The sequence below is a fragment of the Macellibacteroides fermentans genome (genome assembly GCF_013409575.1).
In the GTDB taxonomy this organism is placed as follows: Bacteria; Bacteroidota; Bacteroidia; order Bacteroidales; family Tannerellaceae; genus Macellibacteroides; species Macellibacteroides fermentans.
The window spans coordinates 705,219-716,857 of sequence record NZ_JACCCY010000001.1 but is presented as its reverse complement, the minus strand read 5'-3'; the positions used below and the strand labels follow the sequence as shown (position 1 = coordinate 716,857).

Annotated in this window: 12 protein-coding genes; 5 read left to right on the top strand and 7 right to left on the bottom strand. The window is 37.6% G+C overall.

Going from position 1 to position 11,639, the window contains the following annotated elements; all coding sequences use genetic code 11:
* Positions 1-20: 20 nt before the first annotated feature.
* A complete protein-coding gene (locus tag F5613_RS03015; protein ID WP_079683519.1) occupies positions 21-1,592 on the bottom strand; it encodes an Rne/Rng family ribonuclease in 1,572 nt (523 codons plus the stop codon).
* Positions 1,593-1,821: 229 nt separating this feature from the next.
* Positions 1,822-2,094, bottom strand: coding sequence for an HU family DNA-binding protein (locus F5613_RS03010; protein ID WP_068180855.1), 273 nt, complete (start codon positions 2,092-2,094; stop codon positions 1,822-1,824).
* Between the two features lie 187 nt (positions 2,095-2,281).
* Here F5613_RS03010 and mutY point away from each other — a divergent pair, with 187 nt between their 5' ends.
* The 4 genes from mutY to F5613_RS02990 all read left to right on the top strand — a co-directional run bounded on the left by mutY (position 2,282) and on the right by F5613_RS02990 (position 5,947).
* The gene (gene mutY / locus F5613_RS03005) at positions 2,282-3,367 is read left to right on the top strand and encodes an A/G-specific adenine glycosylase (RefSeq protein ID WP_179398634.1); all 1,086 of its coding nucleotides are present in this window, start codon (positions 2,282-2,284) and stop codon (positions 3,365-3,367) included.
* 44 nt (positions 3,368-3,411) lie between these two features.
* Positions 3,412-3,891, top strand: coding sequence for a single-stranded DNA-binding protein (locus F5613_RS03000; protein ID WP_079683521.1), 480 nt, complete (start codon positions 3,412-3,414; stop codon positions 3,889-3,891).
* A gap of 82 nt (positions 3,892-3,973) precedes the next feature.
* Positions 3,974-5,290, top strand: coding sequence for a gliding motility-associated protein GldE (gldE, locus tag F5613_RS02995; RefSeq protein WP_179398633.1), 1,317 nt, complete (start codon positions 3,974-3,976; stop codon positions 5,288-5,290).
* Between the two features lie 36 nt (positions 5,291-5,326).
* Positions 5,327-5,947, top strand: coding sequence for a 4'-phosphopantetheinyl transferase family protein (locus F5613_RS02990; protein WP_179398632.1), 621 nt, complete (start codon positions 5,327-5,329; stop codon positions 5,945-5,947).
* Between the two features lie 6 nt (positions 5,948-5,953).
* Here the strand turns inward: F5613_RS02990 and F5613_RS02985 are convergent, their stop codons facing one another.
* Genes F5613_RS02985 through F5613_RS02970 form a run of 4 tightly spaced genes read right to left on the bottom strand, consistent with a single transcriptional unit; the run spans position 5,954 to position 9,398 of the window.
* Positions 5,954-6,697: a shikimate dehydrogenase family protein gene (locus F5613_RS02985; RefSeq protein WP_179398631.1), complete on the bottom strand. Its 744-nt coding sequence runs from the start codon at positions 6,695-6,697 to the stop codon at positions 5,954-5,956.
* A 16-nt stretch (positions 6,698-6,713) separates the two neighbouring features.
* Positions 6,714-7,451, bottom strand: coding sequence for a bifunctional demethylmenaquinone methyltransferase/2-methoxy-6-polyprenyl-1,4-benzoquinol methylase UbiE (ubiE, locus tag F5613_RS02980; protein WP_079683525.1), 738 nt, complete (start codon positions 7,449-7,451; stop codon positions 6,714-6,716).
* On the bottom strand, positions 7,451-8,398 hold the full coding sequence (locus F5613_RS02975) for a phosphoribosylaminoimidazolesuccinocarboxamide synthase (RefSeq protein ID WP_079683526.1): 948 nt from the start codon (positions 8,396-8,398) through the stop codon (positions 7,451-7,453). The genes ubiE and F5613_RS02975 overlap by 1 nt, the downstream gene beginning before the upstream one ends.
* A gap of 4 nt (positions 8,399-8,402) precedes the next feature.
* Positions 8,403-9,398: a PhoH family protein gene (locus F5613_RS02970; protein ID WP_079683527.1), complete on the bottom strand. Its 996-nt coding sequence runs from the start codon at positions 9,396-9,398 to the stop codon at positions 8,403-8,405.
* Between the two features lie 230 nt (positions 9,399-9,628).
* On the opposite strand from F5613_RS02970, the gene F5613_RS02965 reads away from it, so the two are divergent.
* Positions 9,629-10,276, top strand: coding sequence for a DUF5715 family protein (locus F5613_RS02965; RefSeq protein ID WP_179398630.1), 648 nt, complete (start codon positions 9,629-9,631; stop codon positions 10,274-10,276).
* Here the strand turns inward: F5613_RS02965 and F5613_RS02960 are convergent.
* Positions 10,273-11,586, bottom strand: a complete 1,314-nt coding sequence (locus F5613_RS02960; protein ID WP_079683528.1) for an anaerobic C4-dicarboxylate transporter family protein — start codon at positions 11,584-11,586, stop codon at positions 10,273-10,275. The two genes, F5613_RS02965 and F5613_RS02960, sit on opposite strands and share 4 nt — an antisense overlap.
* Between the last annotated feature and the right edge of the window lie 53 nt (positions 11,587-11,639).

Below are 11,639 nucleotides of genomic sequence, written 5' to 3'. Positions count from 1 at the left end.
TTCCACAGAGGGTCTTATCGTTATTTGATCTCTTTTTCTTCTAGCATATCCAATTCGTTTTTATCCGGATCGATAAATTTGTATTCCATAAAAGCGAGGCTTTGATTTGGAATGACTTTAAGACCATAGGTGTACTTCATTTTCCACCTCCAACTTAAAGGGAATATTCCCTTGTTAATAAATGCTGCAACATAGGGATGTACGTGCAGAACAAATTTCTTCACATTGTGTTTGTTTACCAAACAATCTATTTTTCCTTCCAGACTTTCCGTAAATAAAATGGAAGGTTTTACTGTGCCTGTTCCAAAACACGTTGGACACGACTCTGTTGTTTCAACGTCCATAGCCGGACGGACCCGCTGACGGGTTATTTGCATAAGACCGAATTTACTTAAGGGCAGTATATTGTGTTTTGCACGATCGCTAGACATTGCCTTGTTCATATGTTCGAACAGTTTTTGCCTGTTGGCAGATTCTGTCATGTCTATGAAGTCGATTACAATGATTCCGCCCATATCGCGGAGGCGAAGTTGGCGGGCTATTTCATCTGCGGCAGAAATATTAACATCAATAGCTGTTTTTTCCTGTGCATCGCTTCCCTTGGATCGGTTGCCGCTATTTACGTCAATAACGTGCATCGCTTCGGTATGCTCAATAATAAGGTACGCTCCACTTTTATATGTAACAGTACGTCCAAATAGCGATTTGATCTGTTTGGTTATTGCAAAATTATCAAAAATGGGAAGCTCGCCCGTATATAACTGTACGATATCAGATCTTCCCGGAGCAATTAAACTAACATAATCTTTTACACTATTATAAAAGTCCGTATCATTTACATAAATGTGTTGAAATGATGGATTGAATATATCACGAAGTAGCGCTACTGTTCTTCCTGTTTCTTCGTAAACAATAGAAGGAGCTTTAGCTTTAGGTACTTTTACAATATTATCTTCCCATCGTTTCAATAATGTCTTTAACTCATGATCAAGTTCGGCTACGCGTTTTCCTTCCGAAGAAGTACGAACAATTACACTAAAGTTTTTAGGCTTAATGCTTTGGATAAGCTGACGTAAACGAGCTCTTTCTTCGCTTGATTTTATTTTTTGTGAAACGGAAACCTTATCAGAAAATGGGATCAGTACTATATATCTTCCTGCAAAAGACAGTTCGGATGTAAGACGTGGCCCTTTTGTTGATATCGGTTCTTTTGCAATTTGAACTAACACCTCCTGTCCAACTTTCAACACATCACTGATACTTCCTTCTTTTTCAATCTCCGGAAGAATCTGTATTTTTGAAAAGACAGGTAATTTCTTTTGGTCGCTTAAAGCTTGCTTAAGAAATTTTTGTTGGGTGTTAAAATTTGGACCTAAGTCCAGATAGTGAAGAAATGCATCCTTTTTATACCCTACATCAATGAATGCAGCATTCAGCCCGGGCATAAGCTTCTTTACTTTTCCCAGATAGATATCACCTACTGCATACGATAAGTTTCTGGCTTCTTTCTGAAGCTCAACCAGATTCTTATCCTCCAGTATGGCTATTGATACCTCTTTTGGCTGTACATCTACTACTAATTCACTAATCACAATAAAGAGGATTTTTTTTAATTAGACCTTCTTAAATACGCAAAGAACAAACTTAAAAGGTCACAATTAAGTTTGTTCTTTAGAGTTACTTTACCTAGACTTATTTTTTCTTATGTCTATTCTTTTTCAGTCTCTTTTTGCGCTTGTGCGTAGACATCTTATGTCTCTTTCTTTTCTTTCCGCTTGGCATCGCTTTTAAATTTTAATTAAACGTATAATAATTATTTTTTTACTTAACTTCGTTCAGGAATGTTTTTGCTGGTTTAAACGACGGAATATTATGTTCCGGAATAATGATTGTCGTGTTTTTGGAAATATTACGAGCTGTTTTTTGAGCTCTTTTCTTGATTACGAAACTTCCAAATCCTCTTAAGTATACATTGTCTCCTTGTGATAGAGAATTCTTTACGATATCCATAAAAGATTCAACGCTTGCTAATACCGTTGCTTTGTCAATACCGGTATTTTTAGAAATCTCGCTAACAATATCCGCTTTAGTCATGTCTATAAATTAATTAAATGTTTTGACCTATTAATTTTTTGGAATGCAAATATATAGCTTTTTATTGAACCTAAAAAGCATTGTATCTCTATTTTTTAGAAAAAAGATTTATCGCAATCCATTTTATATCTGTAAGTTTGCGTTGCCCATTGATAAATTGGAAGGGTTTACATATTGAATTTATTGTATGAAACAAACTGATAAAGATATAGAAATAAGCACGATGCTTGTAGATTGGTATAAAGAAAACCAAAGAGATTTGCCCTGGCGACAAACAACGGATCCATATAAAATCTGGATCTCAGAAATTATTCTCCAGCAGACCCGGGTTGTTCAGGGATTAGATTACTATTATAGGTTTATTGACCGTTTTCCAACTGTTGATGCTTTAGCTGCAGCTTCCGAAGAAGAGGTTCTGAAGTATTGGCAAGGACTCGGTTATTACAGCAGAGCACGTAATTTGCATGCCAGTGCCCAATATATTATGTTACACTGTGGCGGGATTTTCCCCTCATCCTATGAGACAATCTTGTCCCTCAAAGGTATTGGAGAGTATACCGCAGCTGCTATTGCCTCTTTTGCATGGAATATGCCATATCCGGTTGTTGATGGAAATGTTTACAGGGTTTTCTCAAGGCTATTTGCTTTAGATACTCCAATTGATACCGGCAAGGGAAAGAAAGAATTCTATGAATTGGCAAATATGTTGATTAATCCATCTAACGCGTCGATGCACAACCAGGCGGTGATGGATTTTGGTGCATTGGTTTGTACCCCTCAGGCTCCATCCTGTACGTCGTGCCCATTTCAGCATAAATGTCTTGCCTTTGCTGGAGGAAATGTACTGGATTATCCCGTTAAACAACATAAAACGAAAAGTAGAAATCGTTACTTCAACTATTTTCATATTGAATGGAACGATCGGACATTCTTAAGCAGACGTGATAAAAGTGACATATGGAAAGGTTTATATGAGTTTCCCTTGATTGAAACCGGACAATCTGTCAATTTTACTGAATTAAGCAGTCTACCGGACTTTAAAGCCATATTTGGTTTTCAAACGCCTCTTGATATTATGTTAGTGTTAAATGAAAAAAAACATGTATTATCGCATCAGGTTATTTATGCCAATTTTTATAAAGTCCGAATCTCAAACAAAGATTCTGCATTGGATAAGTTTATCGAAATAAATTCATCAGAATTGGATAATTATGCAATTTCAAGATTGACTCATATTTATTTTGATAAACTGGCTGAAAGCTTTGCAAATTGAGCAAAAATTATTTTCTTTGTGTACTAATTAATAAATAGAAGCTTATGTCTTTGAATAAAGTAATATTAATCGGAAACGTTGGTAAGGATCCGGATGTAAGATATTTTGATAGCGGTAGTGCAGTTGCCAATTTTCCGATGGCTACATCAGAAAGAGGATACACTTTGTCAAACGGAACGGTTGTACCGGAGCGTACAGAGTGGCATAATATTGTGGTTCGTAGAGATCAGGTCCAGTTTGTTGAAAAGTGGGTGAAGAAGGGGTCAATGGTTTATGTTGAAGGGAAGATACGTACCCGTACTTATGATGATCAAAATGGAATAAAACGATATCTGACAGAGATTCATGCGGACAGAGTAGAGTTTTTCAGCTCGGGTCGTCCTGCCGAAAGTGGTACTCAACCGGCAGCTACAACTGCTCAGCAGCCAATGCAGAATCAACCATCAACTGCATATTCGCAACCAATGGCTCAACAGAATCCTTCTCTGGAAGGAAATAATAGTGAGGATGATTTACCATTCTAATAATATCGTATTTTTGTAAGGCAGTTTTAAAACATTGTAAACTTTTGAAACTGCCTTTATTGTTTAACTAAAATATATCCACTTGGACTCTGATTATTTTTTATCGGAATTTTTTAATGAAATAGGTATGCATACCCTTGCTACAGGGCCTGTTGTAGCTTTAGTATTGGCATTATTTCTTTTGTTTATATCTGCTTTTATATCTGCTTCGGAGATTGCTTTTTTTTCTTTGGAACAGGATGACTTAAATACAATACGCAAAGGAGAGCATTCATCAGATAATACGATCCAACATTTTCTTAAGAATCCGGCCTATTTGTTAGCGACGATTTTAGTCCTGAACAACCTTGTAAACGTAACTGTTGTAATGCTTTGTGCATATGGACTGAATTCTATTTTTGCTTTGCCATATATTTCTGGAGGGTCGATAGTCGTTCAGATCGCAGTAATTACTTTTTTACTCCTGCTTTTCGGCGAAATTATACCTCGAATATACGCATCAAAGAATTCGTTACGGTTTGTAAGAAAATCTGCTCCGGCATTGAGTGCTGCAGTAAAAGTAATCAGGCCTGTTGCTAAAATACTTGTATCTTCAACAGATATGATTAATAAGATGTTGGCAAAGAAGAGAAACGAGCTTTCTGTTGATGATTTATCTATGGCATTGGAGTTAACTTCGAGTGAAATACCAGAAGAAAAAGAGATGCTTGCCGATATAATAAAGTTTTATAGCAAAACTGCCAAAGAGATTATGACCTCAAGGCTTGATATGGAGGACATAGAGATTAAAGCGGATTTTCGTTTTGTAATAGATTCAATTATTAAAACCGGCTATTCCCGCATTCCGGTTTTTTCTGGAACAGAAGATAATATAAGGGGAATTCTATACATAAAAGATCTTTTGCCTTACCTGGATAAACCAGCTGCTTTTCGTTGGCAAAGCCTTATTCGCCCCGCTTATTTTGTGCCTGAAACAAAAAAAATAGATGATTTACTGGAGGAGTTCCGTACCAATAAAATTCACATGGCCATTGTTGTTGATGAGTTTGGGGGAACTTCCGGTTTGGTAACAATGGAAGATATTCTTGAAGAGATTGTCGGTGATATATCTGACGAATATGATGAGGAAGAAAAACAGTATTCATTGTTATCGGACGGCAGTTATATTTTTGAGGCTAAAATTCAACTGTCTGATTTTTTCAGGGTGGTGAATGTAAATGAGGATGAATTTGGTTCTCTTACCGAAGAAGTTGAAACCTTAGCCGGATTACTTCTCGAAATAAAAGGTGACCTGCCGGAGCGAAGAGAGATTATCGACTATAAACAATACCGTTTTCAGGTATTAGAGGCTGATAATCGTCGAATTTTAAAAGTGAAATATACCCTGTTGACGGAATAGAATAGCTTTTCGTTCAAAAATTTAAATGAATAAAAAATGCCGTTGCTTGTAGAACATAGCTTGCCTCTTTGGGGAATATGGAAGATTGAAGAGTCTTCAGATGAGTTGTTGAAGTTATTGGAAAATAAGCAACCCTATTATTCATTTGTTACAGATACGATGACTGAAGCTAGAAAGCGCGAATGGTTGGCCTCAAGAGTTCTTGTTAAACGATTACTTGGATTTGAACCTGATATTTCCTATACCGATGCCGGAGCTCCGTTCTTGGTTGGCTTATCCAAAAGGATTAGTATCTCTCATACAAAAGGGTTTGCTGCAGTGATTTTGTCTGATAACCCTGCTGCAGGTATAGATATTGAATATATGTCAGATCGGGTTAAAAAGATCCGTACCCGTTTTATGTCGGCTTCCGAAGACTCTCAAATTGATGCGCATTATGAAACAGAACATTTACTTGTTTATTGGAGCGCTAAAGAAACTCTTTTCAAGATGATAGGGCAATCGGATGTGGATTTTAAGGAACATCTTCAAATTCATCCGTTCCAATATTCGAATGAAGGAGTGTTTTTAGCAACAGAAAGGCGCACAAAAAAAAATGAATCATTTAAAATTCATTTTTTTGTAACACAAGAATTTGTGTTGACCCGAAGCGAGTAGTTTAATTTATTTTTGCCATATTTCCCAGGCAGCAAAGGCCTGAACAAGTAACATCTCTAAACCGTTTTTTACTACAGCTCCCTGTTCTTTACCTTTTTTCATAAAAAGAGTTTCGTCGGGATTGTATAGTAAATCGTAAAGCAAATGATTGGGAGTTACTAAATCGTAAGGAATATCAGGACATTCATTTATGTTCGGAAACATTCCAACAGGAGTCGTATTGATAATTACGGTGTATTTTTCCATGGTTTTGGGAGTTATCTCGTTATAGGTAATACAGAAATCCTGAGGTTTCCTGGATACGAATGTGGCTCCGACCCCCATTTGTTTTAACCCCTGGAAAACGGCTTTCGAAGCACCCCCGGTTCCTAAGATCAAAGCTTTACGATGGGTGTCATTCAATAAAGGCTCAATCGACTTCTTGAATCCTATAATATCCGAATTGTATCCCTTTAGTTTGGTTTTGCCAAAAAAACCTTTACTGAATTTTATCACATTAACAGCACCAATTAGTCTGGCATCTTCGTCGATGTCATCCAATAGTGGTATTATTTGCGTTTTATAGGGTAAAGTAACGTTTAGACCGCACAAATCAGGGTTTTCCTTTATAACATTTTTAAATTCTTTGATATTTGGAATCTCAAAGTTAACATATTCAGCATCAATCTTTTCAATTTCAAACTTTTGATTAAAGTAAGCTTTAGAAAATGAATGGCTGAGTGGGTAGCCTATTAAACCGTATTTTTGCATAAGAGATATAATGATATTATTTGATTCCTGTATACATAGAACAAATTCCAAACGTAAATGTACAGAATTTAGCCTCTTTAAAACCACATTTAGTCAGAATGGCTGTCATCTCCTTACCTTGAGGAACGACTTTTATTGATGCAGGCAGATAGTGATAAGCTGTTTTTTCTTTTGAAAGAAAACGACCTATAAATGGAATAACTGTGTTTGAGTAAATTTTGTAAAGTTGTTTCATGGGAAAATGCGCAGGAGTTGAAAGCTCCAATATCATAACATGACCTCCGGGACGAAGAACTCTGTACATTTCCGAAATGCCTTTTTCAATATTTTCAAAATTACGAACACCAAATGCAGCAGTAATTGCATCGAACGAATTTTCTTCATAGGAGAGATTCAAACAATCCTGTTGTTCAAAAAGGATAGTGGACGACAATCCTAAATCAGCTACTTTCTTTCTTCCTACATCCATCATCCCTTCCGAAATATCGGCTCCGATAATTTTGTTTGGAGCTAACATTTTATAAATCGAAATAGCCAGATCTCCTGTTCCGGTAGCTATATCCAGAACTTCCGACGGGGCATATGGTTTTAGAAAACTAATCCCTTTTTTTCGCCAACCTTTATCGATACCAAATGACAATGCATGGTTAAGCAAGTCATAGGTGCCGGCGATTGAATCAAACATTCGCCGGACCTGTGTACTTTTTTGTTCGTCGTTGTTATACGGTAATATTTTTTCTGGACCGTATTCCATTATTTCGACTGAAGATATGACATAACATTCTTTTCAATACGGCTTACCAGATTATCAGTATCCGCTTTCTGAAATTTTTCGCCAACAATATTTTCATAAAGTTCAATATAACGCTCCGATACACTATCGCAATATTCTGGAGTCATCAAAGGAACTTGCTGGCCGGTTTTACCTTGGAAGCCGTTTGCGATTAACCACTGACGTACAAATTCTTTTGAAAGTTGCTTTTGTTCTTCACCTTTTTCGAAACGTTCTTCGTAACCTTCTGCATAAAAATAGCGTGATGAGTCCGGAGTGTGGATTTCGTCAATCAGATAGATCTTACCGTCTTTTTTACCAAACTCATATTTTGTGTCAACTAGGATAAGGCCTTTTTCTGCTGCCATTTCAGTTCCACGCAAGAACAAAGCCATTGTGTACTTTTCAAGCATCTCATAATCTTCTTTCGATACAAGACCTTGTTCTATAATTTCTTCTCTCGAAATATTCTCATCATGTCCTTCATCCGCTTTCGTTGTTGGAGTAATAATCGGAGTTGGGAATTTTTGATTTTCTTTCATGCCTTCTGGTAAAGCTACACCACACAACGTACGGGCGCCAGCCTTATATTCTCTCCATGCACTACCTGTAAGGTATCCACGTATCACCATTTCTACACGGAATCCTTCACACATGAGGCCTACGGTTACCATTGGATCTGGTGTTGCCTGTTTCCAGTTCGGAACAATGTCTTGTGTGGCATCCAGAAATTTGGAAGCAATCTGGTTTAAGACTTGTCCTTTGTAAGGAATACCTTCCGGTAAAACCACATCAAATGCCGAGATACGGTCGGTTGCCACCATTACCAGCAAATCGTCATTGATGTTATACACATCACGAACTTTACCATGATATACACTCTTCTGTCCTGGGAAATTGAAATCTGTTCTAACTAACGCCTTCTTCATAACCTTATTTATTTTGAGAATCTTCGTTTATAAATTGCCTTTTTTCTTCACGTTCGGCAGCTCGTTTCGCATCGTGTTTTTCGTAAGCCTCCACAATCCGTTTTACGAGTTTATGCCTTACTATATCTTTTTTATTAAATTCAATTTTGCCAATACCTGAAACACCTTTCAAGATTTTCATAGCTTGTATAAGACCAGATGTAGCAGTAGGAGGCAGGTCAATCTGCGTAATATCTCCGGTAACTATCATCTTGGCATTTATGCCTAGCCTTGTAAGAAACATTTTTATCTGGTGAGTTGTTGTGTTTTGAGCTTCATCCAGAATAATTACAGCATCATTGAGCGTGCGTCCGCGCATGTATGCCAAAGGAGCAATCTGAATAATATTGTTTTCCATATATTCCTTTAACTTGGCTCCCGGAATCATTTCCTGAAGCGCATCATATAAAGGTTGCAGATATGGATCCAATTTATCTTTCATCTCGCCGGGAAGGAATCCAAGCTTTTCTCCAGCCTCAACAGCCGGTCTGCTTAATATAATCTTTTTTACCTCTTTGTTTTTTAGAGCCTTGACTGCAAGAGCAATTGCAACGAAGGTTTTGCCGGAGCCTGCAGGTCCGGTTGCGAAAACAAGATCGTTTTCTTGAAAAGCCTCCACCAGAAGTTGTTGATTGGGGGTGCGGGCAACAATGGCCTTTCCATTCATCCCATGAATAATCAGGTTCTCCTGCTTTACGACCGGAGGTGTATTGCCCTTAATGATATCAAGAATAATATCTTCAGTCAACGAATTATATTCTTCACAGTATTTTTCCACTTCGCGTATCTTCTTGAGGAAGAGTTCGGATTCGTCTTCGTCTCCGATTACTTTCATAACATTTCCGCGTGCAACTATGCGTAATTTGGGGAACAGCGTTTTAATCAGCTGCATGTTTGAGTTGTTTACTCCGTAAAAAATGACCGGATCTACACTCTCAAGAATATATATGCGTTCAATCATTCAGTGTTTATTCTAATCTTCTGTTTTTTGGAATTACAAAAGTAATAATAATCTCAATCAGTTGTTGTATCCGCGCTTTTTATTTGCTTTTTATATTATGGTCCTTTTATTAATTTTAGTTTTTATTATATTTGCATTGAAAAACTAAAAAATGAAACGAGCGTTAATTGTCCGAAGGCCAAAAACTTTTTCATTTAACAAGCTCCTTTTCTGTAATATAAATAATAAGTATGAAAATAAATAATAAGCTTCTGCTATTGCTTTTAACAATCTCTTTTACAACTATCTTCTATTCATGCAACGAAAAACGCGGCGAATTAAAACGCATTTGGTTTAAAGGAAGCTATAACCGGGATTTTAATGATTTAAACGATCTTCATCTTTCTTCTGCATTAAAAATAGGAATAGAGCCGGTTTCTTCCAGAGAAGAAGCTGAACATGCTTCACGCAAAATGGAAGAAATAACCACCAACGATTATTACGAAGTGGAAGAGCTCACACACTCAATTCCTTTTCTTGTCCCGGAGGCAGCCGAACTTCTGGAGGAAATAGGACGTAATTTTCAGGACTCACTGACTAATCATAATGCCTCAATTTATAAAATAAAGGTAACCAGTATTACTCGTACAGTTGATGATATTAAAAAGCTTAGAAAAAGGAATTTAAACTCTTCGCTAAATTCGGCTCACCAATACGGAACTACTTTCGATGTTTCGTGGAACCGTTTTGTCAAAATAGACGAAACAGATATGCTCTCAATACCGAAAGAAGATCTTAAAATGGTTTTAGCTATGGTTTTAAGGGATTTGCAAAAGGCGGATCGTTGTTATGTTAAACACGAGCGTAAGCAAGGTTGTTTTCACATTACAGCCCGTTAATTAAATAGCTGAATCATCAGTAATCCCAATCCAACAGCCACACCTGTGGCAATTAGTCCCGGCATCATAAATGAGTGGTTTAGTACGTATTTGCCAATACGTGTGGTACCTGTACGATCAAAATTAATAGCTGCGACAACAGTTGGGTAATTGGGTACAAAGAAATATCCGTTTACTGCAGGAAATAAGGCAATAAGCATATAGGGCGAAATTCCCAAAGCTATACCTAATGGAAGCAGGGCTCTGATGGTTGCGGCCTGACTGTAAAGCAAGATGGACATTATAAACAAAGCAAAACCGAACAACCAAGGCATTTGAGTAACAACACCCTCAATCGCACCTCTTAATTCAGCCATATTTCCTGCAATAAAGGTATCTCCCATCCAGGCAATACCGAAAATAGCTACTACAGCTTGCATACCAGCCATAAAAACAGATCCTTGGGCTGCTTTAATCCCATCGGTTTTAGTAGTCAGAAGAATTAGAGCGGCGGCAGATAGCATACAGATTTCGATAATAGCACTCATTCCCAGGGTTATGCTTTCTCCATTGGTGGTGAATGTGGGTCGCAGACTTTCAAATGATCCGAAAAGGACGATACAAAGGGTTGAGAAAATAAAGATGCCAACAGAGATAGCCGCTTTTGTTCTGTTTTTTACATCAGTCAACTCAAGTTTGCGCTCGTCAAATTCGCCTAAACTTACTCTTCTTTTGAATTCAGGATCATCCATTAACTCTTTCCCAACGCGAAGTGAAAAAAAAGCGCCAATAAGAATTCCAGCCAATGTACATGGCACCGTTATCTTCAGTATGTCAAATAAGGAAATATCAAAACCAGATAACATACTTAGCAGGGCAACGGTGGCTGCAGATATCGGACTTGCAGTAATTGCCTGTTGTGATGCAATAACTGCTATACCGAGAGGACGTTCAGGACGTATTTTTGTTTCAGTCGCTACTTCTGCGATCACTGGCAAAACCGAGTAGGCCACATGGCCGGTGCCGGCAATGAATGTAAAAAGATAGGTTACGATAGGACTTAATATCGTTATCTGTGCAGGATTTTTCCGAAGTAGTTTTTCGGCAAGCTTTACCATCAGATCAAGTCCTCCGGCAGCCTGCATGCAACCTGCCGCCGCAATAACGGCAACAATCATAAGCATCACATCGATAGGGGGTGAGGTGGGGGCAAGTCCGAATCCGAAAGTAAGAACCGCTAATCCGAGTCCTCCCAGAATTCCAAGACCGATACCTCCGAGCCTTGCACCTAGTATTATAGCTGTTAAAACGAAAGCAAGTTGGATAAACATGGTGTTTTTTGTTATATGAATTTGTTTAAAGGTGCAAATTTAGCTATTTTTGT

Coding starts and splice junctions, on each gene's coding strand:
- ubiE (WP_079683525.1), bottom strand. CDS start 7,451: ATGGAATACGGTCCAGAAAAAATATTACCGTATAACAACGACGAACAA.
- F5613_RS02985 (WP_179398631.1), bottom strand. CDS start 6,697: ATGCAAAAATACGGTTTAATAGGCTACCCACTCAGCCATTCATTTTCT.
- F5613_RS02975 (WP_079683526.1), bottom strand. CDS start 8,398: ATGAAGAAGGCGTTAGTTAGAACAGATTTCAATTTCCCAGGACAGAAG.
- F5613_RS02960 (WP_079683528.1), bottom strand. CDS start 11,586: ATGTTTATCCAACTTGCTTTCGTTTTAACAGCTATAATACTAGGTGCA.
- F5613_RS02990 (WP_179398632.1), top strand. CDS start 5,327: ATGCCGTTGCTTGTAGAACATAGCTTGCCTCTTTGGGGAATATGGAAG.
- F5613_RS03000 (WP_079683521.1), top strand. CDS start 3,412: ATGTCTTTGAATAAAGTAATATTAATCGGAAACGTTGGTAAGGATCCG.
- mutY (WP_179398634.1), top strand. CDS start 2,282: ATGAAACAAACTGATAAAGATATAGAAATAAGCACGATGCTTGTAGAT.
- F5613_RS02965 (WP_179398630.1), top strand. CDS start 9,629: ATGAAAATAAATAATAAGCTTCTGCTATTGCTTTTAACAATCTCTTTT.
- F5613_RS03010 (WP_068180855.1), bottom strand. CDS start 2,094: ATGACTAAAGCGGATATTGTTAGCGAGATTTCTAAAAATACCGGTATT.
- F5613_RS02970 (WP_079683527.1), bottom strand. CDS start 9,398: ATGATTGAACGCATATATATTCTTGAGAGTGTAGATCCGGTCATTTTT.